This window comes from Flavobacterium sp. HTF (genome assembly GCF_003105115.1).
GTDB lineage: Bacteria > Bacteroidota > Bacteroidia > Flavobacteriales > Flavobacteriaceae > Flavobacterium.
On the sequence record NZ_QETH01000006.1, the window covers coordinates 66655 to 92338 of the forward strand.

Below are 25684 nucleotides of genomic sequence, written 5' to 3' on the forward strand. Positions count from 1 at the left end.
AAATTTAGATTTTTCAGGATTTTTTTGTTCAAATTCATTTACAGATAACATATCGCTTTGTATTAAATGCTTTTTGATGATCTACCAGAGTGACATAAGTATTTTTGCGGTCTGTTATTCCCCCTATTTTTTTTGATTATCATTATACTTCAATACTTCTGATTCAATTTCCTGTATTGTTTTCTTTTTCCCTTTAGAAATCCATTCTAAAAGTTCTTCTTCAAAAAAATACAGCTTTTTACCATATTTATAGCACGGAATTTTTCTCTGCCTTACAAGAGCGTAAATTGTAGGCTTTGCTTTGCCTATTAGCCGGCTTGCTTGTTCAATACCAATAGGAATACTTTTTTCTTTCGATTCATACACCTGTACATTCTGAATCAGAAGTTTAATCTCGGCAATTTCTTTCACTAAGTGTGCTACTGCTTTGGGCAGGTTTTCAAAAGAGATTTCATTTGTATCCATAGCTATCGTTTTTAACAGTTATGATGCAAATGAAAAAAGTGTTTCTGCTGTGTCCTTCTTCACAGCAAAAACACTTGAAAAACACAGTGCTTTATACCTATTGGCATTTAAAAATCTGTAAAATCATCTATTATCTTTATAAGACCTTTATGTTCATCATCTTTGAGATGCGTTTTAATGCTTTTCTCTTCAACATCTTTTAAAGCATCGGCAAAAGTCAGCTTTAAAAATTGTGCGGCTCTGTCCTGTCTGCTGGCTTTAAAGCAATTCCAGATATTCCAGCCAAAATGATACAGATCCAGATTGGACAGATTTTTTACTTTTACCGGTTTAATCTTTTCAAAATTTATGCCTTCAGCATATATGATTATATTGCTGCCCAATTGTTTCAAATCATCATCCGACGCATACAGCGCGAACTCCTGCTGTGCATAACGGATGGCAGTATCAATTCTGGCCTGTTTTTGATTTTTGATTGTATTTTGCTGCCGCTCCCTTAACTGCTGAATATCGATAGCTGCATTTTTATTTTCAGGCATTTCGGGCTTAATTAAAGCATCCTGCATCTCCTCTTCTATTTTTATAAAGTCTTCACCTGGAATGCGGCTTTCAGGCGATTCATTTTTTTTTGCCTTCAAAAAACGATTCACCAATCTCTCAGCCAAATCGTTTAGAAATAAACTTAGAATTGCAAACATTAAAACACCAAATCCAGTGCTGATCCAAAAGAAAACGCCGGCCGTATATTCATCCGCACCTTTTTCCAGCAGCACCAGTCTTCCGATTACACCGACAAAAACGCAGACTAAAAAAACAGACAGGTAAACTGTGATATATTCAAAGTACTTTATTTTCATTGCGCTTATTTTTTTAACGATTCCAATTGTATTACCTGGGAAGCTCTGTTTTTCTTCTCATCTATTACTTTGGCATAGATTTGAGTAGTTTTTACGTTCGTATGCCCAAGCATTTTGCTGACCGTATAAATGTCTGTACCGCTGGACAGCTGCAGTGTAGCAAATGTATGGCGGAAGCAGTGGAATGTAATATTTTTTTTAATGCCGGCAGATTCAACCCATTTTTTCAGAGGTCTTGAAATCCACGACGGGTCCAGCAGATCCTCAAAAACAAGCTGCCAGGGAAGCCTTGGCTCTCCGCAGAGATCTAAAGCCTGCGGGGAAATAGGCATGTATTCGACACCCTTAGTCTTTTTCTGCGTGAAATGCAGTTTAGCCATACCGTTTTCCAGACTAATCTCTTTCCAGCGGAGTTTCTGAATGTCCGAATGCCTCAGACCAGTAAGAGCTGAGAAAAGCGCAGCCCTTTTAAGGACGTCTTTTTCACATGGCGTTTCGGCCAGCCTGTTCAATTCTTCAATGGTAAGATATTCGCGTCTTGATTCCTGCTCCGGGATGCCTTTTATTTTTGAAGACAGATCAACAGTCAGATATCCGTCTATAAAAGCCTGTTTCAAAGCGGCTTTAAATATGGAAAAATACGTTCCGGCAGTGTTGCGGGAAATGGTTCCTTTTTTGCCTCCTCCGAGCGGCGCAGCCAGCAGAAACAGTTTAAAATCTTCCGCCATTCTGCTGTCAATCTGCGAAAACATCAGGCTGCCTTTGCAATAGCTTTTTAAAAACTCTCTGGTCCGCTGCCAATTGATCATAATGGATTTTGAACTTCGGGCGTGTCTTTTAGCCGCCACAGCGGCAATGTATTTAATAAAATCCTCTTTTCCTTTTTCTTTCTGCTGAGCCAATAGGTTCTCAGCATCACTGTACAGATCTGTATTATCGTATTCTTTCTGCCGGATATTACGCACTGCGTCAGCATAGAGCATTATCTCGCGGTCGCTCTCGCTTCTGCAGATTATTATTCCGTTATCGCTGCGTCTGGGTTTATAGGATTTTATACCCTCTGCATCTGTGCGGGCAGTTCTTTTCTTGTCCCACTCCACGGTTTTTACGGTTCTGTTTAAATATTCACGGATTCTCTGGGGCGTTTTCTTTCCAGAGACCTCAACAGGATAGCTTTCTATGTAGACATACCATTCTTTTTGGTTTTCTGCTTTTCGAAGACGCACGGTCACCTTGGTTTTTGCTAATTGTTTCATATAAAATCATTTCCGTTATACAAATTATCAATTTCCGTTTTGGGGGCATATACATGCTTTCCGATCTGCCTGGTAGGTATGGAATATTTCCTGATATGATTGTAGACAGAACCTTCTGATATCTGAAATCTCTGAGCTATTTCACCGATGCAATAGCAGTCCTCTTTTTCAAGGCTGTATAATTTTTTCTTCGGTGCACTTTCAGCCTGCACAAAGCTGCGCTCAGGGCCGAACATCCCTTCCATGACGCTGCGGTCTATCCTTACAAGGCGGGTTCCAAGATTAACTGACGGAATTTTTCCCTGGCCGACAAGCCTGTAGAGGGTTCTTTTGGCAATGCCAAAAAGCATGCCAGCTTCAGGTACAGAAATAAAAGCCCTGCTCTGGGGTATTTTATCTGCCAGCGCCTTGACCTGGTCTTCAATTTTAAGCCGCCTCATCTTGAGTTTGTATGCTTTTTTACTGCATCTATGTGAGCAGTAAAGAGAAGCCACGGTTTTAGGCAGGAAATCCTCCCCGCAGTTAAGACATTGTTTATTTATTCTTTTCATCATCTTTGTCTCCCATTAAGGTACCATAAGTAGACATAAGTGCCACTTTGTCTCCTTTTAAGTGCCGGTACAAATATGATACAAATATATGGCAAAAAATGATTAAAAAACAGCAGAAACGAAAAAGAATAAAAAAGAAAAACCGCTGTAAACATTTCGTTTACAGCGGTTTAACACTTGTTATTAACTGATGTTAATCAGTACTTATTTGACTTCTTCGAATTCAACGTCTTCAACATTGTCTCCAGATTGCTCTTGTTGTGGAGCAGCTTGTTGACCTTGTTCACCACCTTGAGCGTACATTGCTTCTGTAGCTGTTTTCCAAGCTGCATTTACATTGTCTAATCCTTTTTGGATTGCTTCAAGATCCTGAGATTGGTGAGCAAATCTTAATTCAGTCAAAGCAAATTCGATAGCTGTTTTTTGATCGTCTGTCAATTTACTTCCCAATTCTTTCAATTGACTTTCAGTTTGGAAAATAGTACTGTCAGCTTCGTTCAATTTCTCAGCTCTTTCTTTTGCAATTTTATCAGCATCAGCATTAGCTTCAGCATCTTTTTTCATTTTTTCGATTTCTTCAGCTGTTAATCCAGAAGAAGCTTCGATACGGATATCGTGAGATTTTCCAGTTCCTTTATCAGTTGCAGAAACTTTGATGATACCATTAGCATCGATATCGAAAGTTACTTCGATTTGAGGAACTCCTCTTGGTGCTGGTGGAATACCATCTAAGTGGAAACGACCGATAGTTTTGTTATCAGCAGCCATAGCTCTTTCTCCTTGTAATACGTGGATTTCAACAGATGGTTGAGAATCAGCAGCAGTAGAGAATACTTGAGATTTTTTAGTTGGGATAGTTGTGTTAGACTCGATTAATTTAGTCAATACACCACCCATAGTTTCGATACCTAAAGAAAGAGGTGTTACGTCAAGTAACAATACATCTTTTACATCTCCAGATAAAACTCCACCTTGAATAGCTGCTCCAATAGCAACAACCTCATCAGGGTTAACACCTTTAGATGCTTTTTTACCGAAGAATTTTTCAACTTCGTCAGCGATTCTTGGCATACGAGTAGAACCTCCTACAAGGATTACTTCGTCGATATCAGATGTAGATAAACCTGCATCTTTTAATGCTTTAGCTACTGGCTCCATAGAACGTTTTACTAAAGTATCAGATAATTGCTCAAATTTAGCTCTGGATAATTTTTTCACTAAGTGTTTTGGTCCAGAAGCAGTAGCAGTTACGTATGGTAAGTTGATTTCTGTTTCAGCAGAAGATGATAATTCAATCTTAGCTTTCTCAGCAGCTTCTTTTAAACGTTGTAATGACATTGGATCTAAACGTAAATCAATACCTTCTTCAGATTTGAATTCGTCAGCTAACCAGTCAATAATAACCTGGTCAAAATCATCACCACCTAAGTGAGTATCACCATTTGTAGATAATACTTCAAATACACCGTCTCCTAATTCAAGAACAGAGATATCAAAAGTACCTCCACCTAAATCGTAAACAGCAATTTTTTGATCAGTTCCTTTTTTATCTAATCCGTAAGCAAGTGCAGCAGCAGTTGGCTCGTTGATGATACGCATAACTTTAAGACCAGCAATTTCACCAGCTTCTTTTGTAGCCTGACGTTGTGCATCGTTAAAGTAAGCAGGAACTGTAATAACTGCCTCAGTTACTGTTTGACCTAAATAGTCTTCAGCAGTTTTTTTCATTTTTTGAAGTGTCATAGCTGACAACTCCTGAGCAGTGTATAAACGACCGTCAATATCCACACGTGGCGTATTGTTGTCACCTTTTACAACACTGTAAGGAACTCTTTTTGCCTCTTCCTGAGTTTCAGCAAAAGTATGTCCCATAAAACGTTTAATAGAAGCAATCGTTTTTGTAGGATTCGTTACTGCTTGTCTTTTTGCAGGATCACCTACTTTAATTTCTCCACCTTCAACAAAAGCGATGATAGATGGTGTAGTTCTTTTTCCTTCTGCGTTAGGGATAACAACTGCTTCGTTACCTTCCATTACAGAAACACAAGAGTTCGTCGTACCTAAGTCAATTCCGATTATTTTACCCATTTTTTATATATTTAATTTTTGATTTAATTTTATAACTCAGGTGGCATAAGTCAATCTTTGTGCCAATATAAAAAACCAAAGTAAATTGTCAGTTTTACTGTCTGGCCTCAAAAATCATCTGACAACATGACATTTTTAAAACCTGACAGGAATGGCATAAACTTTACATAACTGTCATTATCAGGACTAGTAGGCTTTGTTTCATTATAAAATAATTATTACAGATACTGGTAAATTAATTACATTCGTTAAAAAATAAATCCATGAAAGAAAACTACCCTCCAATGACTGAAAGAATACAATCAATTCTAATTGATTCTATTATAATAGTAGCCTGTATGATTATTTTCTCAGACATCCTTTCCGGTTTCCAAAATGTTCCGGACTGGTTAAGAGCTTTTTTGCTGATATCTTTATTTTTATACGAACCCATTGCAACAACTTTTGGCGGTACGATTGGCAATAATCTGAAAGGCATCAGAGTTAGAAAAGATTCGGATAACACCAAAAAAATCAATATTTTTCAAGCAATAATCCGATATTTCTTTAAATTATTATTTGGATGGTTTTCTTTTATTACCATTTTTTCGAGTTCAAAAAAACGTGCTATCCATGACATCTTAAGTGGGACGGTAATGATCAAAATTTAAAACATCTTTTCATAATCTTTTCTTTCATCATATAACTAAGCGCTTAATCGGACGCTCTTTTTCTAAATCAAAATAATGGAAAATTACACCATCATCATTTTCATATTAGCAATTGTTATAGGTCTTTCTGCCTTTGCAGACAAATCAAAACTTCCATATCCTATTCTTCTCGTTATTGTTGGCGTTGCTATTGGTTTTATTCCAACAATGAATGAAATCGAGATTAATCCCGAAATTATTTTTCTAATATTCCTGCCGCCATTGTTATACGATGCTTCTTTTAATATTTCACCCAAAGATTTTAAGATAAACATCAATACAATTGGTACTCTTGCAATCTCTTTAGTTTTTATGACTGCCTTAGGAATTGCAGTTGTAGCCCATTATCTCATTCCGGGAATGAGCTGGTCTTTATCATTCGTTCTTGGTTCCATTCTTTCTGCTACCGATGCCGTGGCCGCAATCAGTATTACAAAAGGTCTGAAAATATCACACAAAACAATCACAATCCTTGAAGGTGAAAGCCTCATAAACGATGCCTCTGCACTTGTTGCCTATCGTTTTGCCGTTGCTGCCCTTATGGGCTCTGCATTTGTCCTATGGAAAGCAACTCTGGATTTTATAGTATTACTGGGAGGAGGATTTCTAGTTGGATTTGTACTGGCAAAAATATTGGCTTTTATACTGACCAAAGTTCATAAAAACATGAACGTGACGATTAGTTTTACGCTGCTTATGCCTTTTGTTGCTTATCTTGTTGCAGAACATCTGCATGTTTCAGGTGTAATTGCTGTTGTTGTTTTAGGAATAAGTATTGCCAGATTCAGCAACAAAATTTTTCCTGAAAATTTAAAAAACAATTCAAAGGGGCTTTGGGACTTAATTATTTTTCTTCTAAACGGGTTGATATTTATTTTAATCGGTCTTAACTTTCGCTATATCCTAAAAGATATTGATAATGATATGGTACTGCCTTACATAGGCTATGCAGCCATTATTACAATTGTGGCTTTATTAATCAGAATGGGAAGAATATTTCTTCAGAAAATTAACCTTCAAAAAGCTTTTCAGAATACCAGAGGAAAAAGAAAAGTCAGTGAACATGCTCTTTTAGATTTTAATAATAGTATCATTTTGAGCTGGTCGGGAATGCGCGGTATTGTTTCACTTGCCATTGCCATTGGTCTTCCTAAATTTCTGGAAGACGGGACTCCTTTTCCTCAAAGAAATGCTATTATTTTTATTTCTGTTGCCGTAGTTCTTTTAACACTTATCGGACAAGGGCTTACACTTCCGTGGATAGTTAAAAAATTAAATTTAAGACAAAACGAATAAAAGAATACTTTTATAAGAACATTAATTTAACCAACAAAACAGATGAAGGATACAATTGCAATTTATGGAGCATACGGGCATACAGGAAAATTTATTGTCTCTGAACTATATCGACAAGGTTATACAAATCTTATTCTTTCGGGAAGAGATTTGAAAAAATTAATGATTCTGAACCAGGAATATCCAGATTTAAAAATAATTGAAGCCGGCATTCACAGCTCAAAAGAGTTAGATAATGCTTTTTCTGGTTCCAAAATTATTATCAACTGCGCCGGTCCTTATTTAGATACTGCACAGCCAGTAATAGAAGCTGCTTTACGATTAGGAAGTCATTATATTGATTTAAGCGCCGAGCAAAAATCAGTTTTGGACATTATCGGGCAATTTTCAGAACAGGCAAAAAAAGATAAAATATTAATTATTCCGGCTGCAGCATTTTATGGAGGTTTAGCCGATTTAATGAGCACTTCGATTACAAAAGACTGGGATTTGATTGATGAAATTAACGTTTACATTGGTCTTGATTCCTGGCATCCGACAAAAGGAACAAGATTAACAGGCGAGCGAAATCATTACAAAAGATTAACTCTGAAAGATCATCGCTTGCAGGAACTCGAAGCGGCTCCTTCTGAGGAATGGGATTTCAATAAACCAATTGGCATTAAAGAAGTTGTTCGTTTACCTCTTTCTGAAATTATTACTATTTCTAATCATTTAAATGTCAATACCATTAATACGTATCTAAGTCAAAACTCATTAAATGATCTTAGAAATGATGATACTCCGGAACCAACTCCTGTTGATGAAAAGAACAGATCCTCTCAGCAATTTTGTGTGCAGGTGATTGCAGTAAAAGAAAACAAAAAAAGAACAATTAAAGCTCAGGGGCAAGATATTTATGCCGTAACCGCCCCACTTATTGCAGAAGCTGTCAACAGAATTTTAACAGGCCGCATAAATAAAATTGGTGTAATAACAATGGGAGAAGTATTTGATGCAGCAGATTTTTTAAATTCATTAAACAAAGATGATATTGAAATAAGTGACACCCAGGAATCTAAAACAAATTAAAACTATGAAATCCGTATTACATTAAAATTGAACATGAATGGGATAATCCCGAAAAAATATAATGATCTAAATATTTAATACTAAATAGATTAAAATGAAATCAGAAATCATTATAACAACACCAGAATCAGAAATTGTTACGACACGAATTCTTGATTTTCCGCAGGAACTGGTTTTTAAAGCATGGAGTGATCCTGAACATTTAAAAAATTGGTGGGGACCAAAAGGTTTTACCAATACTTTTCATGAATTTAATTTCTGCGAAGGCGGTCAGTGGAAATTTATTATGCATGGCCCGGATGTTGGTAACTATGCCAACGAATGTGAATTCATAAAAATTGACAAGCCAAATCTTATCGCCTGGAAACGCCATTCAAAACCTCACTTTCAAATTTTAACCACTTTTGAATCAGTGGCAGATAATCACACAAAAGTTGTTTTTAAAATGCTTTTTGAAACCGTAGAAGAATGCCAAAAACTGAAACCTTACGTTGTAGATAAAAATGAAGAAAACTTCGATAAGCTTGAAGTTGAATTATCTAAAATGACATTTTAAACATTTTTTATGAGCTATACTGTTTTTCTGGACAATAAAAAAATTGGAATTTCTGATCTTGAAAAATCCGATGCTCCTATGGGAGTTGTTTTTGGAAAAATCAATTTTACCGATATAAACTTAAACTATATTTTTTTTAGCAATTATTGCAAAATAAATTCAATCAAAACTGAAGAAGATTCAAAAGCTAAATTTATTTCAACCCAAACTATTCCAACATTAAAAGTATACAATTCTAAAGAAGTAGAAATAAAAGGAATTGGATGTTATATTACAGGAATGGATTCAGAGCAATTTGAAATTAATATAATTGGAATTCCTTATCCATTTTATGAAGAAGAATTTCCGCAACATGTAAATCAATATAGAGAATCTGCCAAATAACGATTTATACTAATCGCCGATTTGTTTTTTATTCGTAATTTCGATTTCTCATTAAATTACAATTACAAAAATGGCTTCATTTACAAAAGAATTATCTTTTCGCTGGTCAGATCTTGACCCAAATTTTCACGTTCGTCACAGTGCTTATTATGATTTTGGGGCACAACATCGTATCGAAATATTAGAGCAGTTGGGTTTAACCTTAAAAGTAATGCAGACACAAGGTTTTGGTCCTGTGTTATTTAGAGAAGAATGTATTTTCAGAAAAGAATTAAAACTTTCAGATAAAATTTTCATCCATACCAAAACTTCAAAAATGAAAGCCGATGCTTCGCGTTGGTCTATTATTCACGAATTCAGAAAAGAAGATGATACGCTTTGTGCCGTAATTACCGTTGATGGCGCCTGGATGGATACAAAACTTAGAAAACTGGCTTCTCCAACTCCTGAAATCGCAATTGAAGCATTAAGTATTTTTCCAAAAAGCGATGATTTTGTGGGACTGTAAAATTTAAATAAATGAGGCATCTAATCTCTTTTTTCGTAGTTCTGATATTCCTTACGGGCTGTAAATCTCCTGAAGAGAAACCGCAGCAGGAAAACAAATCTCCAAAACAAACTGTTGAAGCGTATTTATATGCCACAAACCGTTTTGATTTTGAATCAGCAAAAGAATTTTTGATTCCAAATCAAAAGAATCTCATAATTATAGAAACGCTCAAAAAAATGGAAAAAAGTATTCCGGATGATCAAAAAGCGAGATTTAAGGATAAAGAAAAAGGTGCCATTTATTTTGAAAAAGAAATAACAGATTCTACAGCAAATATTATCGTAACACCCAATCAGGATATTGTAATGCCAATTGATTTTAAACTGAAAAAAGTAAAAGATAATTGGTTAATAGAATGTGTTATTTTGAATTAATTAAATCCTCAGACTATGATCGATTACATAAAAGATTTCAAAATAGGATTTTTTATAGCGATAATCATAATTACGACTATAATTTTAGGCGCTATAACAGAAAAAGTACTTCGTTATTTTTTATACAGAAAACTAAATCAGAAAGAATACGATACCACCGGGTTTAAGTTCCTGAAACATTTAATTATCACCGTAATTTATATTTTAGGATTTGCTTTTGCGTTAATTCAAATTCCTGAATTTAAAATTATAGGACATTCTTTTCTGGCCGGTGCCGGAGTTATTTCACTGGTAGCCGGTTTAGCCTCCCAACAGGCTTTGAGTAATATTGTAAGCGGTATTTTTCTGGTGATTTTTAAACCTTTCAAAATCAATGACAAAATCACAATCAATAATTTCGCGGGGACTGTTGAAGATATAAATCTAAGGCAAGTCGTTCTCAAAGATGCTGAAAACAACCGAATCATTATTCCGAATTCAGTTATTAGTAACCAAATTATTGTCAATACCAACATGAACGATACCAAGTGTTGCAAAATAATCGAAATTGGTATTGGTTACGAATCTGATATCGAAAAAGCTTTGGAAATATTGAAAGAAGAAGTTGCTGCACATCCACTTTTTATTGATACCAGAACTGCAGAAGACAAAAAGAAAAAGACAGCTTTGGTAACCGCAAGGGTTGTTGCACTTGCACCCTCAAGCGTAACCATAAAAACCTGGGCGTGGGCCAAAAACTCTACAGACGGCTTCGTACTGTACTGCGATTTGTTGCAAAGCATTAAAAAACGTTTTGATGAAGCCGGAATAGACATTCCTTATCCACAGCAAGTTGTTACACTGAAAAAATAAAATTGGCTACAAATTGGCAAAAGTTGCTTTGAATATCGTAGCCGTTATAGCTTATTTTTCTGATAACTTTAAGATTTTAATTTTTGGTTTTAAAACGGGAAGGCTTAATTTTATTATAATTCCAGTTTTAAAACTATACTCAGATGAAAAATATAACATTCTTAATACTCCTCCTGCCTTTTCTTGGTTTTTCGCAGCAGGAAAATATAAAAGCACTTGATATTACTTTAACCAATTATGAATATCCTTTTCCAGTTCATTTTTTAGAAGTGAATAATCAGCGTCAGTCGCTTAAAATGGCGTATATGGATATAAAACCCGACAATTACAATAACAAAAATATTGTCTTGTTTCATGGAAAAAATTTTAATGGTGCTTACTGGGAAAGTACAATAAAAGCCCTTACAAAAGAAGGATTCCGCGTAATTGTTCCTGATCAGATTGGTTTTGGAAAATCTTCAAAACCGGACAACTTTCAATATACATTTCAGCAATTAGCAGAAAATACCAGAAAATTACTTGATGATTTAGGCATCAAAAAAACAACTATTTTAGGACATTCCATGGGCGGAATGCTAGCCACAAGATTTGCCTTAATGTATCCTGAAACAACAGAAAAATTAGTTCTGGAAAACCCAATAGGGCTCGAAGACTGGAAACTGGTCGTACCTTACAAACCTGTTGACTGGTGGTATGAATCTGAGTTAAAACAAAACTATGAAGCCATCAAAAAATATCAGATGGCAAATTATTATGATGGCAAATGGAATGCTGATTTTCAGAAATGGGCTGAACTGGGCGCTGGCTGGACAACAGCTCCCGATTATAATAAAGTCGCCTGGAATTCTGCTCTTATGTACGATATGATTTTTACGCAACCCGTTTTATACGAATTTAAAAACATCAAAAGCCCAACGCTTTTAATCATCGGAACAAGAGATAAAACAGCTATAGGAAAACAGCTTGTCTCTGAAGAAATCAAAAAAACAATAGGAAATTATGCCGAACTGGGAAACAAAACCCAAAAAGCAATCCCAAACTCAAAATTAGTTGAAGTTCCCAACACGGGACATTTGCCACATATTGAATCTTTTGATCAATTTATAAAACCATTAATCGTATTTTTGAAACAATAATTTTTTATGTTGGCCAAAAATTAAAACTAATTTTATTTGCATAACCCCTAAAGGTTAATTCATGGAAATTAGTGTAATTCGTGAAAAACCAAACTAATCAATAATCTAAAAACTAAATATTTATGTTTACAATAGAACAAATAAAAGAAGCGCATGCTAAAGTAAAAAGCGGTGCCGATTTTCCAAATTATATCCAGGACTTAATCATTCTGGGAGTAAAAGGTTATGACACCTTTGTAAATGACGGACATACTGAATATTATGGCGTAAATAATTACAGTGTAACTGCCGATGAAAAATATGCTGAGTTAAAAATTGCCAGTTTTCCAAACAAAGAGCTTTTTATAGAATTACTGGTTAAACATCAGGGCGGCGAAACAGATTATATGACTTTTTGTGGTCACTGTGCTCAATGCGGAATTGCTAAATGGCGTGTTGATATTATCGAAATGACCTGTACGTATTTTGATTTGGTAGGAAATGAAATTCTGATCGAAAAAATATCAGGTTAACTCAGATCATTTGATGGTAATGATTCCAAAAAACTATGGTTCTGTTTTCCTAAAAAGTATATTGCTTGTATTTGTGTTTGTTTGTTTTTCCGGATATTCCCAAAAGTCAAATAATAAAGCTAAGTTTAAAGTAATTGCTTTTTATACGGCAAAAAATGATCAGGCACACATAAGCTTCGTTCATGAAGCGAATAAATGGTTTCCAAAAATGGCCAAAGAAAACCATTTTATATACGATTCAACAAGTAACTGGAACAATCTAAATGCAAAATTTCTTGCGAATTATCAGGTTGTTTTGTTCCTGGACACAAGACCGGAAAATGCAGACCAGAGAGAAGCTTTTGAAAAATATATGAAAAATGGCGGCGGTTTTATGGGATTTCATTTTTCTGCTTTTGCTTTAAATGATTCCGATTATCCGCAAAACTGGGACTGGTATCATAATCAGTTTTTAGGCTCAGGCGAATATGGAAGCAATACATGGAGGCCAACATCAGCAATTTTGAGAATTGAAAACCAACATCCGGTCACTAAAAACATTCCTGAAAAATTTAAATCAGCCCCAAATGAATGGTACAGATGGAGCAATGACCTTACAAAGAATCCGGATATCGAAATTTTACTGGCAATTGATGAATCCAGCTTTCCATTGGGAACCGGGCCAAAACCGAATGAAATCTGGCACAATGGCTATTATCCGGTTGTATGGACAAACAAAAAATACAAAATGCTATATGTCAATATGGGGCATAATGATATTGATTATGAACATGGAACCAACAAAACATTGTCATATACATTTGAAAATGAAACAGAAAGTAAACTAATTCTAAATGGTTTACTCTGGCTTGGAAATTCAAAAAAATAACTACCCAAAAATGACAAATACACTTTCCCCAATCATAAATCCGGAAGAACTTATAAAATTACAGGAATCATCAAATTTCATATTGATTGATGCACGTGCCGGATTAAATGCTGAAGAAAATTATAAAAAAGAACATCTAAAAGGTGCCGGATATGTTGATCTAAACAAAGATCTGGCAACAGTAGAAGCTGATCCTGCAAAAGGCGGAAGACATCCTTTGCCCTCTTTTGAAAAGTTTTCCGCAGTACTTTCAAAATTCGGAATTACGCCTTCTAGTCATGTTATTGTTTATGATGACAAAAACGGTTCTAACGCCGCTGCCCGATTCTGGTGGATGCTGCGCGCAATTGGGCACGAAAAAGTGCAGGTTTTGAATGGCGGTTTGCAGGCGGCTGTAAAAATTGGTTTTCCTGTAAGCTCAGAAACAGAACATTTTGAAAAAACAGAAAAATATCCTGTTCAGGAATGGAAATTACTTTTAGCCGATATTGAAGAAGTAGAAAAAGCCCGAAACAGCGACAACAATATTGTAATTGATGTAAGGGACAAAAATCGTTTTGACGGCCTCACAGAACCTCTTGATTTAATAGCCGGACATATTCCCGGGGCAATCAATGTTCCTTTTGGTGAAAACCTAAACGAAGATGGTTTTTATCATTCTCCAGAAATATTAAACAAAAAATACAAAGAGGTTTTAGGCGATGTAAAACCTGAAAATACGATTGTTCATTGCGGTTCGGGCGTTACGGCCTGCCATACCTTACTGGCGATGGATTATGCCGGAATTCCGATTCCGAAATTATACGTAGCATCATGGAGCGAGTGGTCAAGAAACGATCGTGAAATGGCTCTTAAAGAAAATAAATAATACAAAAGAAATGCAGCATTGGGATATCCTTTTATCTAATCAGGTAAACAAAAAAGCTTTTATAGACACTTTACTTACAGGCAACGCCAAAGAAGAATTAGCCGTTTTTAACAATCAAAAAGGAATTCTGTTTTCAGATATAGCCATTGAGAAGTTCATCGAAAAAGAATACCAATATGACTCCGTAGAAGCTTCTCCGGATTCGCACAGGCAATTGAGAACTTTTTCTTCCGGTGAACGCAAAAAAGAGTTTTTAAAATACTGCATCAATCAAAAACCCGATTTTATCATTTTTGATAATCCGTTTGACCATCTGGATCAGGCATCCAGGGTAATTCTTGCGGAATCTTTAAAAGATTTAATTGTTGATATTGCCATTATACAAATAGTAAACCGCGTTACCGATGTGCTTAATTTTGTTCCGAATAAAGCGCAGATAAAAGACAATTCGTTTGCATTACATCCAATTTCAAAAACCGAAAGCCATTTTAAAACCTTAAATACATCCGAAATTCCGAAAGCTTCAGAACAGCATTCCTTTCACGAAAGTGTATTAATCAAAATGGAAAATGTGGCTGTGAGTTATGACGAAAGAAAAATTCTGGACAACATTTCCTGGACTATAAAACAAGGCGAATTCTGGCAGTTAATCGGCCCGAACGGTTCCGGAAAAAGCACTATTTTATCTTTGATAACGGGCGACAACCCAAAGGGATTCGGTCAGGATTTATTTTTATTTGGAAGAAAAAAAGGAACCGGCGAAAGCGTTTGGGAAATCAAAAAACAAATTGGAATTTTCGCTACCTCAATGACCGATTTATTTCAAAAAAGCCACACTTTAGAGCAAATGATCCTCTCGGGATTTTTTGATTCTATTGGTTTGTATACAGAACCCACAACACATCAGCAGCAAATTGTAACACAATGGCTTGAAGTAATAGAAATGGCTCACTTACGCAAAAAACGTTTTATAGATCTTTCTATTGGCCAGCAGAGAGTAGCCTTAATTGTTCGTGCTGTTTTAAAACATCCGCCTTTATTAATTCTGGATGAGCCTGTAGAAGGACTCGACGACGAAAATGTAGAATTGGTAATCCAGCTGATCAATACCATAAAACAAGAAACGAATGTGAGTATCATTTACGTTTCACACCGCATAGAATCAGGCCTCGCTCCTACTTCGGTATTTGAGCTTGTCCCAGCCCCAACCGGGTCAACCGGCAAAATAAAATATCATTCTGAACTGAATTAAAACACAAATTCCACTAATTTACACGAAAGTTAATCTGTGTAAATTAGTGGAATTTGTGTTTTATAAAAAATTATCTGATTTTCTAATTGACAAATTATCTCATTATTATTCTTCCTCGTCCGTATTATGCGATTTTGAGTAATTTCTCCATTTTTCCAGGCAATCCTTAAAATCATCCGGAATTTCTGTATCAAAACGCATCATTTCGCCCGTGACAGGATGCACAAAACCAAGTGTTTTAGCATGTAGCGCCTGACGTGGCAATGCTTTAAAACAGTTTTCTATAAACTGCTTGTATTTTGTAAACGTTGTTCCTTTCAAAATCAAATGGCCTCCGTAGCGTTCGTCATTAAACAACGGATGTCCGATATGTTTCATATGCGCACGGATCTGGTGCGTTCTTCCTGTCTCTAATCTACAGGAAATCAAAGTTACATAACCAAATCGCTCCAAAACTTTATAATGCGTAATTGCCGGTTTCCCAATTTCAGGATCAGCAAAAACAGCCATCTGCATACGGTCTTTTAAGTGTCTTGCCAGATTTCCTTCAATCGTTCCGGCGTCATCTGCCACATTTCCCCACACCAGCGCAATATATTCACGCTCTGTAGTTTTGGCTTCAAACTGTTTTGCCAAATGTGTCATTGCCGCTTCTGTTTTGGCAATAATCAGCAATCCTGAAGTATCTTTATCAATCCTGTGCACAAGGCCCGGACGTTCGCTGCTGTTCATTGGCAGGTTATCAAAATGATGTGCCAGGGCATTTACCAAAGTTCCGGTATAATTCCCGTGACCCGGATGAACCACCATTCCCGGTTCTTTATTAATCAATAAAAGCGCATCATCTTCATACACAATATTCAACGGAAGATTTTCCGGAAGAATATGGTTTTCATATGGCGGATGCGATAACATCACTGTCACCACATCAAAAGGTTTTACTTTATAATTTGATTTTACGGGAATATCATTTACAAAAATATTTCCTTCAGTTGCTGCATTCTGAATCTTATTACGCGTAGCATTCTGAATCAAATTCATTAAATATTTGTCAATACGCAAAAGCGCCTGACCTTTAGGTACTTCAAATCTAAAATGTTCGAATAATTCGTCTTCCAGATCTAAATTTTCAATATTATTGTCCATCTTTTGGGGTTTCTGTCTCCGGCGTTGCTAAACTGTCTGTCGCCTGACTATCATCTACATATGTTGCTTTTCCGTCACCTAAAACCAAATCAATTTTAGACGCTTTCAGCACACGGTCTCCTACTTTCAAATTTCTTCCTTTGTAACGCATTTCCAAAACCATGTCTTTTCCAAGATTCGGAATATACGTAATCGTTCCCGGTTCAAGTCCTAAAGCTTTCAGGGTCGGAACTGCTTCACGATATGTTTTTTCAATTAAATCAGGAATTCTCACAGACGAAAATCCCGATGCATTAATTTTAATATATATTTTTCTACCCTCTTTTACCTTAGTTCCAGGCAACGGATCCTGTTCTACAACACTATATTTTGGAAATTCACTTCGGTAATCAACACTATCCAAAAGCACATAATCCAGGTCTAGTTCGTCCAGTTTTTCTTCAACTTGCTCTTCAGTCAGTTTAGATAAATCCGGAACTGCAATTTCATGTCCGTGATCAGTTGTAAAAGTCAACCAATGCATAAACAAATAACCCAAAACCGCTATAATAGCAGCAGCACTTAATACTTGCAAAAAAAATACACGGCTTGTTAAATACTTACGTAAACTCATAAATTTATTTTTAGTTGTGGCAAAGATAAACCTATTTCGTTTCAAAAAAAATGATAATTTTGTTTAAAACAATATAAGGTTTAACACTCATTTTATAAGGAGCTGTTTCCTGCTGTCCGCTGTATCTTTTGTTTTCTAAAGAAAAAAAACAAAAGGATGCTGCTTCCATCAGGGCTAGGACTTTAGGTTTTTATAACAGCATTAATTTAAAATTAAAGATAATAACGTAAAAACAGAAAATTCAATATAAAAAAGAAAAATTATTATTGTTTATTTTTACCTGAAGCCTGAAACTTTAAACCTGAAACAAAAAATAAAACTTTAAACTAAAAAACATAATGAAAAACATAGCCATCATCATGGGCGGATATTCAAGCGAATATAAAATTTCTCTCATCTCAGGAAACGTCGTTCACCAATACCTTGACAAAACAAAATACAACGGATTCCGCATTCATATTTTTAAAGAGAAATGGGTTTATGTAGATGAAAATGAGGCTGAGTTTCCTATTGACCGAAATGACTTTTCAGTCACGGTAAACGGAAAAAAAATCACTTTTGACTGTGTTTTTAATGCCATTCACGGAACTCCGGGAGAAGATGGCCTTATGCAGGCTTATTTTGAGTTATTAGGTATTCCGCAATCTTCTTGTGATTATTATCAGTCGGCTTTGACTTTCAACAAACGTGATTTATTGTCTGTTCTAAAACCATACGGAATAAAAACAGCCATTTCTTATTACCTGAACAAAGGTGATGTTATCAATACAGACGAAATAGTAAAAAAAGTAGGTTTGCCATGTTTCGTAAAACCAAACAAAGCAGGTTCAAGCTTCGGGATTTCAAAAGTAAAAACTACTGCAGAATTGCCAATTGCCATTGAAGTAGCTTATAAAGAAGATAATGAAATCATCATTGAGAGCTTCCTTGATGGAACTGAAGTTTCTGTCGGAGTTATTAATTACAAAGGAGAAGTAATAGTTTTACCAATTACGGAAATCGTTTCTGATAATGATTTCTTTGATTATGAAGCCAAATACGAAGGAAAATCACAAGAAATCACTCCTGCCAGAATCTCAGACGAACTGACAAAAAAAGTGGGAGATACGGCAAAACGTGCTTACGAAGTTTTAAAAATGAAAGGTTTCTCAAGAAGCGAATTCATTATCGTAGACAACGAACCATATATGCTGGAAATGAACACAATTCCGGGACTAACAACCGAAAGCCTGATTCCGCAACAGGCCAAAGCAGCAGGGATTTCTCTTGAAGATTTATTTACAAATGCGATTGAGTTAGCGCTGTTGTAAAAGGTGCTAAGATACTAAGGTGCTGAGATTCTAAGATTTCAGCACCTTTTTTATTAAAAATTCAAACAAACAGGATTATCAAAATTTCAGGATAATTTTGGTCTGAAACATGGAAATTAAAATACAAATCTGTTATAAAAACTTAGTAACTTAGTTTCTTAGATCTTAACACCTCAAAAAATGAAACAAATCTTCGAATGGGAAAGATTACTTTTTAATAATCTGCCTGGAAATTTCCTTTTGGAAGTTATATTTCGTTCTACCGTCATGTTCATTATTTTACTGCTGACACTAAAAATGGCAGGAAAACGAGGCGTAAAACAGTTATCTATTTTCGAAACCGTAATTATTATAGCTCTTGGCTCTGCAGCCGGAGACCCTATGTTTTATGAAGATGTCGGAATTATTCCTGCCGCAGTCGTTTTTACTGTTATCATTATTTTATACCGTTCAGTAACCTGGCTTACCGGAAAAAGTAAAAGATTCGAAGAATTTATAGAAGGAAAAACAGAATGCCTGATCAATGACGGTAAATTTTCGGTATCGACATTCAAAAAAGAAAGTCTCGCTCAGGACGAATTTTTTACGGAGCTCCGTATTAAATCAATTGAACATTTAGGTCAGGTAAAGCATGCTTTTATAGAAACCACTGGCGAAGTGAGTATTTTCTATTATGAAGATAAAGATGTTGGATATGGCCTTCCGATCTTACCTGCGCTATTTGGTACAAAAAGCACAATTATTCCAAATGACGGTATATATTCCTGCACTTTCTGTGGTCATACGACAGAACAAAAAGCCGGAACAGCAAAATGCGGTGTCTGCAAAAAAGAAGAATGGGTGGCATCCATAAATACGGTACGTATTACCTAGAAAATCAATTCTAAAAATAAAACAATAAAATCTTAACAACTTAGCTCCTTTGTAACTTAAAAGAAAACTTAGAATCTTAGCAGCTCAGAACCTTAGAACCTTAAAGAAATGCGAAAAGCCATATTCCCGGGATCCTTTGACCCCATTACCCTTGGTCACGAAGATATAATCAAAAGAGGAATTTCTCTGTTTGATGAAATTGTTATTGCTATTGGCGTAAATGCCGAAAAAAAATACATGTTTTCACTCGAAGAAAGAAAACGTTTTATTGAAGAAACCTTCAAAAATGAACCTAAAATAAGTGTGATTACTTATGAAGGACTTACGATTGATTTAGCCAAAAAATTAAACGCAAATTTCATTTTAAGAGGACTGCGCAACCCTGCCGATTTCGAATTCGAAAAAGCAATTGCACACACCAACAGAAAACTGTCTAAGATAGAAACAGTGTTTTTATTAACCGCAGCAAGTACCTCGTTTATTAGCTCCAGTATTGTTCGAGATGTATTAAGAAATGGCGGTGAATACGAAATGCTCGTTCCTGATGCTGTACGAGTTAAGAAATAATTTTAATAAAACATTAACTTAAAAAGATAAATTTGGATAAGTAAGGAATAGCTCTATTTTTGTAGTAACTAACTCAAAAAATTTAAAATGCTATTATATTACGGAACCAAAGCAACCAGTTTAAAAAACGGTCAGATAATCAATGTTGATTGTCCAAACTGCAACACAAACGTGTCCATGATTTACAGTGTGTACGGAAAATATGCACACTTGTATCTCATCCCCTTTTTTCCGGTCAAAAAGTTAACTTTTACCGAATGTAATTCTTGTAAAAAAACATTTGAACAAGCTGAATTAGCATCCTCAATTCAGCAAAAACTGGAAAGAGAAAAAGAAAAAAATGCCGTGAAAACACCTATCTGGATGTTCTCAGGTTTGTTTATAATTGCTATTATTACTGCTATGGGATTTTATAGTTCACATCAAACGGATGTTGACAGCGAAAACTTCATTAAAAGCCCAAAAGTCGGTGATGTTTATTTATTAAATTCTACAGATGGCTTTTATACTACAATGAAAATAGATCAGATTTCTAAAGACAGTCTGAATTTTTTTCTGAATGATATGGAAATTGACAGCAAATCAGAAATGTATAAAATTGATGTTGACACAAACTACAACAGCAAAAGAAGCATCGCTAAAAAAGACCTCCTAAAGCTTTATACAGACCAGAAAATATTTGAAGTGAAACGCGAATAGCAATTTAGCCTTCAAACACTTGCGAAATGTAGTAAATAACTGTACTTTCGCCGAAATTTAAGATAATAAAAATGAGCATAGAAAGAGAATTAAACAAACGCAGCGGATCGAAATGTGAACTTTGTGGCGCAACAGAAAACCTAAAAGTTTTCAGCGTTTTGCCAACTCAAAAAGGCGGAATTGACGAAAGTATATTGGCCTGCACTACCTGTATTGATCAAATCGAAAATCCTGACAAAGTAGATTTAAATCACTGGAGATGTCTCAATGATAGTATGTGGAATGAAAATGTTGCCGTACAAGTTGTAGCCTGGAGAATGCTAAGCAGAATGCGCGCTGCAGGTTGGCCGCAGGAATTGCTTGATATGATGTATCTGGATGAGGATACGCTGGCATGGGCGCAGGCAACCGGAGAAGGCGAAGATGACGAAAACAAATTGGTTCACCGCGACAGTAACGGAGTTATTCTGGAACACGGAGATTCTGTAGTTTTAATAAAAGATTTAAAAGTAAAAGGATCAAGTATGGTTGCCAAACAGGGAACTGCCGTGAGAAACATTCGCCTTGACCACGAAAACGCTGAATATATTGAAGGAAAAGTAGATGGTCAGCAGATTGTTATTATTACGCAATACGTGAAGAAAATTTAGTTTTCTTGAGGTTCAAAGTGACAGAGTAGCAAAGGAACAAAGGTTTTTCAACCTGATACCTGAAACTTGAAACTTGAAACCAATAAAAAAAACTAAAACAAAAAAAAAGGCTGTTCAAAATCTGAACAGCCTTTTTAATTCTATATCTCCTGTAAATTATCTTTGGAATAATTTATTGATTTGATCTTTTACGAATGGCTCAGAAACACTGCTTGTTGCAGATGCTGTTTCTTTGCTTGAAACCATAAACTGAACTGTAGCTTTCTCAGGAAGAGCGCTTCCTGTGTAGTGCAACCAGATGTAGTTATTTGGTAACTCTAATTTAATGTCATATAATGGACTTGCTGTGAAACCATTCATAATAATAGTATAAAGACTTGAATAGTCATTATTTAAATTTCTGAATGAAAATTTTCTTAAAGATGAAGAATCGTCATCGTTTTGAATACTAGTGTAATAAACAGTATACTCGTCTCCAATTTTTTGAATGTAATTGTTATTTACTTTTCCTAATCTTTCAACTGGTACAGTTTCTAGAACTTTGATTTGTGCAAACGAAACAAAACTAAAAAGTAATACGGCAAGTGTAATAATCTTTTTCATAGTGGAATTTGGGGTTAATTTTTACTAATGTTATAAGCGCCGAAATTATGAAAAAATCTATCTAAATCCATTTTTTTCTTAACATTAAATTGTGAATATTAGTTAAAATTACAACATAAGCAAATCAACGAAGCATAACTTATTAATAACAAATAAGTTAGAATAAATTCTTCGCTTCAAGATTTATCAATTTAATCAAAAAACTTCTTTAAATAGAGTCGTTTTACCTTTCTTCTTCTTTCTTAACAACCTTTCTGGCCACTTCAATTTTAAACTTTTTGCCCTTCATTTTCTCGTCTTTGATGTTTTTCAGCAAATCTTTTACTTTATTAAAGCGAACTGCAGCAAACGAAATAAAATCTTTTACTTCAATCAGACCCAGATCATCTTTCTCCAGTTTTCCTTTTTGAGAAAAGAAACCCACAATATCAAATTTATTCAGTTTCGTTTTCTTTCCGCCGCTGATATAAATAGTCTGATATTCGGGTGGTTTTGGCAATGTTGTGGCATTATCAACAACCAGAACTTCCATTCCGTAGTCTACATAATCCAGTTGTTTTTCACTTTCGTGGATGATCAGATATGCCGTTCCCGATGCCTGCATACGTGCAGTACGCCCGTTACGATGCGTAAATTCATCTTCTTTTAAAGGCAAATGATAATGAATTACGTGTTTCATTTCCGGAATATCCAGACCACGCGCCGCCAGATCGGTTGTTACCAGATAGCTGACACTTCCGTTTCTAAACTGAATCAAAGCACGTTCACGTTCATCCTGATCCATTCCGCCATGATAATAAACAGAATAAATCCCTTTTTCGTTTAAAGTGTCACTTATACGTTCGGCTGCGTCACGATGGTTACAGAAAATAATTGCCGATTGCGATTTTAAGGAGCATATCAGATTAAACAAACTCTGCAATTTATCTTTTGATGGAGAAATTACCATTTTCATGGAAAGGTTTGTCTTTTCTTCTTCTTCCGGAATAAAATCCAAAACAGTCGGATTAATAACTCTGGTATATTTCGGGATTTCAATATCTGAAGTAGCCGAAACCAGAATGCGTTTATTTAGTTTAGAAAGTTTTCCGATGATAAAAGACATTTGCTCATGGAAACCCAATTGCAATGACTTATCAAATTCGTCTAAAATTAAAGTCTGAATTTTATCCAGACGAAAAGTTCCTCTTTCTATATGGTCTGCAATTCTTCCAGGCGTTCCGATTAAGACAGCCGGCGGATTGCTTAAATTTTTAATTTCTGTATCAATAGAATGTCCGCCATAGCAGATATTTACTTTATAATCGGTTCCCATTTTCTTCCAAACCTGCTCAATCTGCAAACCCAATTCTCTTGAAGGAACCAAAATTAAACACTGCACCGAAAGAATTTCCGGCTGAAGTAATTCTAAAACAGGCAGTAAAAAAGCCAGCGTTTTTCCCGATCCGGTCGGAGAAAGCAATAAAACATTACTATCATTAAGAATTGCATCCTGTGCAACTTCCTGCATTTCGTTTAAACTCTGAATCCCTAAATTCGAAAGTATATTGTTGGAATGGTGTTTTTTATTCATTTTGCAAAAGTAATTAAAAGTTTCAGGTTTTAAGTTTTCTTTTGTTTCAAGTTATTTTTAACCACTATGCTTTTTTTAAACCGCAAAGAGCGCAAAGGTTTTTTTACAAGCAAGGTTTTATTAAACACAAAGTTTGCAAAGCTTTATGAAACAAATCTTTGCGAACTTTGCGTAAACCTTTGCGGCTTTGCGGTTAAAAACACAAAGCACAACCCCAAACCCGAAACAAATAAAAACCTTTATATTTGAATTTCTATTAAAACCAAAATCATGAAACTTTTTACATTTCCCATTTTACTTTTCACAATCGCAATTTTCGCCCAAAACAATAAAAAATACGATACTTTTTTTGAAAAAGGAAATGGAAATCAGGCCGCAGATTACCAGGAAACCATTAATTATTATACGATGCTGGCGCATGATTTTCCGGCGATACAAATGCTTGAAATGGGTTTGACAGATTCCGGATATCCGTTACACATGATTACTTTTAATCCTGATAAAGTATTTGATTTTAATGAAATCCAGAAAAAGAAAGCAGTTCTGTTGGTCAATAACGGAATTCACGCTGGAGAACCTGACGGAATTGACGCAACCATGCAATTGTTCAGGGATTTGGCTTTAGGAAAAATCAAAGCGCCAAAAAACACCGTTATCGTCACGATTCCGGTGTATAATATTGGTGGGGCTTTAAACAGAAATTCGACTACAAGAGCCAATCAGGATGGGCCCGAAATTTATGGTTTTAGGGGAAATGCCCGAAATTATGATCTGAATCGTGATTTAATGAAATCAGACACCCGAAATACAAAAAGTTTTGTAGAGATTTTCCAGAAAATAAATGCCGATGTTTTTATCGATAATCATGTTAGTAATGGTTCTGATTATCAATACAAACTGACTTACATCATGACGCAGCACAATAAACTTGGGACTGTATTAGGCAATTTTATGAATACGGAAATGATGCCGGCTTTGGTAAAAGATCTGCAAAACAAAAAAATCGAAACAACACCCTACGTAGATTCTTTTAAAGATACGCCAGACAAAGGTTTTGGTCAGTTTGTTGACAGTCCGCGATATACTACGGGCTATACTTCTTTGTTTAATACAATTGGTTTTGTGGTCGAAACACACATGCTGAAAAAGTACGCAGAACGCGTAAAAGTTACTTACGAATACATGAAATCTACAATCGATTTTATGGATGCGAATTACCAGAAAATCAAAGATTTGAGACTAAAAAACCTCGAACAATACCAGCCTAAGAAAAGTTACACTCTGAAATGGGAAATGGACAGTACCAAAACCACCAAATTTTCTTTTTTAGGTTATGAGGCAGGTTACAAAAAAAGCGACGCTACCACCGGAGATCGTTTGTATTATGACCGAACCAAACCGTACAAAAAAGACGTTCCGTACATCAAAGAATTCAAGTCGGTTAAGGAAGTTGTGATCCCGACGGCTTATATCATTCCGCGTGGGTATTGGAATATTATTGACCTTTTAAAGAACAATAATATCAGTTTTTCTCAGCTAAAAAACGATACGATTATAGAAGTGGAAACCTACAGAATTGCCGATTTTAAAACCGTTCCGTCTGCGTACGAAGGGCATTATGCACACAGAAATACAACGATAACTTCTAAAATAGTCAAAATCGCTTTCGCGAAAGGAGATTACCTGGTTCCTACCAACCAAAAAGGTGTAAAATATCTTCTTGAAGCTTTTGAACCGGAAGGCGTTGATTCGTTTTTTAACTGGAATTTCTTCGATGCTATTTTACAGCAAAAAGAACATTTTTCTGATTATGTTTTTGAAGATACTGCTGCAAAATTATTAAAAGAGAATCCTGCTCTAAAAGCTGAATTAGAAAACAAAAAACAAACCGATGCAGCATTTGCTAAAAACCCGGAAGCGCAGTTAGAATGGATTTATAAGCATTCTGTTTATTATGAAAAGGCACATTTGCAGTATCCTGTTTATCGGGTTTTGTAAGTTTTTTTTAACCGAATGGCGCTAAGG

General features: G+C 35.4%; 28 protein-coding genes. 19 read left to right on the top strand and 9 right to left on the bottom strand.

Annotated elements, in window-relative coordinates:
* Nucleotides 1-123: 123 nt before the first annotated feature.
* The 5 genes from DCO46_RS03080 to dnaK form a co-directional block, all read right to left on the bottom strand.
* Nucleotides 124-465: a helix-turn-helix domain-containing protein gene (locus DCO46_RS03080; protein WP_035688596.1), complete on the bottom strand. Its 342-nt coding sequence runs from the start codon at nt 463-465 to the stop codon at nt 124-126.
* A 107-nt stretch (nt 466-572) separates the two neighbouring features.
* Nucleotides 573-1322 (bottom strand): hypothetical protein, encoded by a 750-nt coding sequence (locus DCO46_RS03085; protein ID WP_116751110.1) that lies wholly within the window; start codon nt 1320-1322, stop codon nt 573-575.
* Nucleotides 1323-1327: 5 nt separating this feature from the next.
* Entirely contained in the window at nt 1328-2578 is a 1251-nt protein-coding gene (locus DCO46_RS03090; protein WP_116751111.1) for a site-specific integrase, read from the bottom strand.
* On the bottom strand, nt 2575-3132 hold the full coding sequence (locus DCO46_RS03095) for a helix-turn-helix domain-containing protein (RefSeq protein ID WP_243416240.1): 558 nt from the start codon (nt 3130-3132) through the stop codon (nt 2575-2577). Before DCO46_RS03095 ends, DCO46_RS03090 begins: the two co-directional genes overlap by 4 nt.
* Before the next feature lie 201 nt (nt 3133-3333).
* Nucleotides 3334-5217 (bottom strand): molecular chaperone DnaK, encoded by a 1884-nt coding sequence (gene dnaK, locus DCO46_RS03100; RefSeq protein ID WP_116751113.1) that lies wholly within the window; start codon nt 5215-5217, stop codon nt 3334-3336.
* Between the two features lie 263 nt (nt 5218-5480).
* Here dnaK and DCO46_RS03105 point away from each other — a divergent pair, with 263 nt between their 5' ends.
* From DCO46_RS03105 to DCO46_RS03165, 13 genes are all read left to right on the top strand, one after another.
* On the top strand, nt 5481-5867 hold the full coding sequence (locus DCO46_RS03105) for an RDD family protein (protein WP_116751114.1): 387 nt from the start codon (nt 5481-5483) through the stop codon (nt 5865-5867).
* A gap of 75 nt (nt 5868-5942) precedes the next feature.
* Nucleotides 5943-7202 carry a Na+/H+ antiporter gene (locus DCO46_RS03110; protein WP_116751115.1) on the top strand — a complete coding sequence of 420 codons (1260 nt, stop codon included), beginning with the start codon at nt 5943-5945 and terminating at the stop codon, nt 7200-7202.
* A gap of 42 nt (nt 7203-7244) precedes the next feature.
* Nucleotides 7245-8273, top strand: a complete 1029-nt coding sequence (locus DCO46_RS03115; RefSeq protein ID WP_116751116.1) for a saccharopine dehydrogenase NADP-binding domain-containing protein — start codon at nt 7245-7247, stop codon at nt 8271-8273.
* Nucleotides 8274-8367: 94 nt separating this feature from the next.
* Nucleotides 8368-8829, top strand: coding sequence for an SRPBCC family protein (locus tag DCO46_RS03120; protein WP_116751117.1), 462 nt, complete (start codon nt 8368-8370; stop codon nt 8827-8829).
* Between the two features lie 9 nt (nt 8830-8838).
* Nucleotides 8839-9213, top strand: coding sequence for a hypothetical protein (locus tag DCO46_RS03125; RefSeq protein WP_116751118.1), 375 nt, complete (start codon nt 8839-8841; stop codon nt 9211-9213).
* A 70-nt stretch (nt 9214-9283) separates the two neighbouring features.
* Nucleotides 9284-9721: an acyl-CoA thioesterase gene (locus DCO46_RS03130; RefSeq protein ID WP_116751119.1), complete on the top strand. Its 438-nt coding sequence runs from the start codon at nt 9284-9286 to the stop codon at nt 9719-9721.
* Nucleotides 9722-9732: 11 nt separating this feature from the next.
* Entirely contained in the window at nt 9733-10137 is a 405-nt protein-coding gene (locus tag DCO46_RS03135; protein WP_116751120.1) for a hypothetical protein, read from the top strand.
* Between the two features lie 15 nt (nt 10138-10152).
* A complete protein-coding gene (locus DCO46_RS03140) occupies nt 10153-10989 on the top strand; it encodes a mechanosensitive ion channel family protein (RefSeq protein ID WP_116751121.1) in 837 nt (278 codons plus the stop codon).
* A 143-nt stretch (nt 10990-11132) separates the two neighbouring features.
* Nucleotides 11133-12125, top strand: coding sequence for an alpha/beta fold hydrolase (locus tag DCO46_RS03145; protein ID WP_116751122.1), 993 nt, complete (start codon nt 11133-11135; stop codon nt 12123-12125).
* A 122-nt stretch (nt 12126-12247) separates the two neighbouring features.
* A complete protein-coding gene (locus DCO46_RS03150; RefSeq protein ID WP_116751123.1) occupies nt 12248-12637 on the top strand; it encodes a DUF1398 domain-containing protein in 390 nt (129 codons plus the stop codon).
* Between the two features lie 19 nt (nt 12638-12656).
* Nucleotides 12657-13505, top strand: a complete 849-nt coding sequence (locus tag DCO46_RS03155) for a ThuA domain-containing protein (protein ID WP_243416241.1) — start codon at nt 12657-12659, stop codon at nt 13503-13505.
* 10 nt (nt 13506-13515) lie between these two features.
* Complete coding sequence (locus DCO46_RS03160) at nt 13516-14373, top strand: sulfurtransferase (protein ID WP_116751157.1); 858 nt, start codon at nt 13516-13518, stop codon at nt 14371-14373.
* 10 nt (nt 14374-14383) lie between these two features.
* A complete protein-coding gene (locus DCO46_RS03165; RefSeq protein ID WP_116751125.1) occupies nt 14384-15625 on the top strand; it encodes an ATP-binding cassette domain-containing protein in 1242 nt (413 codons plus the stop codon).
* A 105-nt stretch (nt 15626-15730) separates the two neighbouring features.
* On the opposite strand, the gene DCO46_RS03170 is transcribed toward DCO46_RS03165, so the two are convergent.
* Together DCO46_RS03170 and DCO46_RS03175 are read right to left on the bottom strand one after the other, a co-directional pair.
* Complete coding sequence (locus DCO46_RS03170) at nt 15731-16771, bottom strand: RluA family pseudouridine synthase (protein ID WP_116751126.1); 1041 nt, start codon at nt 16769-16771, stop codon at nt 15731-15733.
* Nucleotides 16761-17384, bottom strand: a complete 624-nt coding sequence (locus tag DCO46_RS03175; protein WP_116751127.1) for a PASTA domain-containing protein — start codon at nt 17382-17384, stop codon at nt 16761-16763. Before DCO46_RS03175 ends, DCO46_RS03170 begins: the two co-directional genes overlap by 11 nt.
* A gap of 338 nt (nt 17385-17722) precedes the next feature.
* On the opposite strand from DCO46_RS03175, the gene DCO46_RS03180 reads away from it, so the two are divergent.
* From DCO46_RS03180 to DCO46_RS03200, 5 genes are all read left to right on the top strand, one after another.
* Nucleotides 17723-18694, top strand: a complete 972-nt coding sequence (locus DCO46_RS03180) for a D-alanine--D-alanine ligase (RefSeq protein ID WP_116751128.1) — start codon at nt 17723-17725, stop codon at nt 18692-18694.
* A gap of 180 nt (nt 18695-18874) precedes the next feature.
* Nucleotides 18875-19567 (top strand): DUF421 domain-containing protein, encoded by a 693-nt coding sequence (locus DCO46_RS03185; RefSeq protein WP_116751129.1) that lies wholly within the window; start codon nt 18875-18877, stop codon nt 19565-19567.
* 108 nt (nt 19568-19675) lie between these two features.
* Nucleotides 19676-20134, top strand: a complete 459-nt coding sequence (gene coaD, locus DCO46_RS03190) for a pantetheine-phosphate adenylyltransferase (protein WP_116751130.1) — start codon at nt 19676-19678, stop codon at nt 20132-20134.
* Between the two features lie 87 nt (nt 20135-20221).
* The gene (locus DCO46_RS03195) at nt 20222-20833 is read left to right on the top strand and encodes a zinc-ribbon domain-containing protein (RefSeq protein ID WP_116751131.1); all 612 of its coding nucleotides are present in this window, start codon (nt 20222-20224) and stop codon (nt 20831-20833) included.
* 71 nt (nt 20834-20904) lie between these two features.
* A complete protein-coding gene (locus tag DCO46_RS03200) occupies nt 20905-21483 on the top strand; it encodes a PhnA domain-containing protein (RefSeq protein WP_116751132.1) in 579 nt (192 codons plus the stop codon).
* Between the two features lie 156 nt (nt 21484-21639).
* On the opposite strand, the gene DCO46_RS03205 is transcribed toward DCO46_RS03200, so the two are convergent.
* Nucleotides 21640-22086, bottom strand: a complete 447-nt coding sequence (locus tag DCO46_RS03205) for a hypothetical protein (protein WP_116751133.1) — start codon at nt 22084-22086, stop codon at nt 21640-21642.
* 223 nt (nt 22087-22309) lie between these two features.
* Nucleotides 22310-23659, bottom strand: a complete 1350-nt coding sequence (locus DCO46_RS03210; RefSeq protein ID WP_116751134.1) for a DEAD/DEAH box helicase — start codon at nt 23657-23659, stop codon at nt 22310-22312.
* A 270-nt stretch (nt 23660-23929) separates the two neighbouring features.
* On the opposite strand from DCO46_RS03210, the gene DCO46_RS03220 reads away from it, so the two are divergent.
* Nucleotides 23930-25657, top strand: coding sequence for a M14 family metallopeptidase (locus DCO46_RS03220; protein WP_116751136.1), 1728 nt, complete (start codon nt 23930-23932; stop codon nt 25655-25657).
* Nucleotides 25658-25684 lie beyond the last annotated feature (27 nt).